This window comes from Haloarcula sp. K1, from assembly GCF_001647155.1.
GTDB classification, from domain to species: domain Archaea; phylum Halobacteriota; class Halobacteria; order Halobacteriales; family Haloarculaceae; genus Haloarcula; species Haloarcula hispanica.
In genome coordinates, this window is sequence record NZ_LRHL01000032.1 from 1 (window position 1) to 2,041 (window position 2,041).

Consider the following 2,041-nt stretch of genomic DNA (forward strand, 5'->3'; position numbering starts at 1 on the left):
GGGATTTGCAGGAGGTCGCCAGTTGCGTACTGCTCAACGTAGTCTCCGATGTCCCCGCCGACGACCCACCGGGTTTGCTGTTTGGTTGCTCGACCAGCTGACGTGTTGATTGACGACGCCGGCCGCTGCGTTGTCAGCCCCCAGTCCTCGTCCGGGGCGACCCAACTGCTGTCGTCGCGATCAGGAGCGCGACACGTCGTCGCACATCGGGCGATGCTTGCGGCATCTGGATCGAGGTCGTTGTCGGCGCTGTCTCCGTCTCCGAACGTACCGAGTGAAAGGTCAGTCATCCTCTCACCCGACAGAGGAACACAAAATTTTGGACTGGCTCACGAGCAATACAGAGAGGAATTCGGCTGTTTCGCTGTGCTTGGTAAGAGCCGACCCAGAAGGAGTGTTTCAGAGTCAGAAACACTCTGTGGGGCTTGATTATCCACTGGCCAGTATATGCAGGTAGCCGCCGGTCGGAGCAGTCCCGGAAAAATATCCGACACGCTTGCCTCATCACTCCCCAACTGACCCTCTGTGGCTGGCGACCGCCAAGTTCCCTCTGTCATACCCTCTTCACGCGCTCTATTCCCCATCTTCCACTCTTATCGATTCATTGGGCTTCCAGAGCCTACCACGTTCTCGCTATGAGTTATACTCAAATCAGTCCTATACGTACGCAGATACTGAAGCCCGACAGACTTCTTGCGGCGTCAACTCATTCATAAGCTGACCGCTTTTTGAATTCTTCCACTCCGTGATTAGAACCCACAGGGAACACGGTGAAACGAGACAGACCGACCTACTCGGCTGGCAGGGCCTCGACGGCATACTTCTCAGCCAACTCCACAATATCATAGACGTGGATCCCCGATTTGAACCATAGCACACGGTCATCTATTCCATCGAAATCCCCAGATGAACAGTCTAAGCGCTCAGATACAGCAACAATGAGATTATCTCGGTTCGCCTCGCGTATCTTCGCCAGCTTCTCATCAAGATACTCGGGTGTCCAGAAGCCAACAATCTCGAATATAACTCGCCGGCCGTCTGGATGTTCAATAGCGAAGTCAGGGAGCATAACCTCTGCACCTAAGTCCAGCACGTCATCTTCCCGGACGAGTTCCCAATCCGTGTTCGCACGGTCCCACTTCTGGGCGAGTGTCCGTTCTACGTCAGAGTCGAAATCGCTCTGCGCAGCGTAGTGTGAAGACAGGTCGTCAGTGTCATCAAGCGCAAAGGAAAGCGTCTGAGTCGTCGATCCACCCCCATCATCCAGAATGTCGGCCTCCATCTCCCACCGATCACATAACGGCAGTGCTGGCAGAAAGTTCGCCATCCGTATCCCATACTTCCGCGATTTCGAAAAGAGGGACGCCGCCCCATCTAAGATAGCTTCGTATCCGTCTGCTGCATCGGTACTCCTCACGCGTTTGCCGTTGCTGTCGATTGGGTAGATGCGGTGCATCAACCCGAATAACTTCACGTAACTGAATACCGTCGCAAACGAGTCCCAGACCCGCACCCGCATCTCGGTCGCATCGTAGAGGACAGCCTGTGCTAACGCCAGATTATAACGGGTGAGAAGCCAGTCAGGCGTAATTGTATCCGCTGCATATGATTCCTCACTATCTCCCGTCAGTTGAGTCGTAGTCGATGACTCCTCTGCATCTTGGCATTCATCGGAAACACGGTGTCCAAACCGAACAAGTCGTTTGTGTTCCTCCAAGTCGGCGTACATCCCCTGGTGGCACTCTTCGAGTGTGATACCCAGCGCATCAGCAACGGAACTGTACACTTCTAACTTCTGCGTGTCCTCACCGAGCGTGGGCTGGCGAACAATCGGATACGACTCATTTGCCTTCTCGAACAATCGCTGACGAATCTCATGTGGCTCAACTGGAGCAACCGTCTCGAACTCACACTCATCTTTCAGCAGTTTCGCCAGCCCTTGGACGACCTTGTAGTCCGTATCTGCGATGGTGAGTTGGTCAATAGTGTCCTCCAGATCACCTTTCGGTTCACCGAGATGGGCCTCAAAAATCTGAATGAG

At 54.0% G+C, this 2,041-nt stretch carries 1 protein-coding gene and 1 pseudogene; both read right to left on the reverse strand.

The annotated features are described in order from the left end of the window. Positions 1 to 290, reverse strand: a pseudogene (locus tag AV929_RS10570) (hypothetical protein); the annotation flags it as partial. 500 nt (positions 291 to 790) lie between these two features. Beyond that, positions 791 to 2,041 (reverse strand): DUF790 family protein (locus AV929_RS10575; RefSeq protein WP_064288232.1); only part of this gene is annotated, 1,251 nt, incomplete at its 5' end.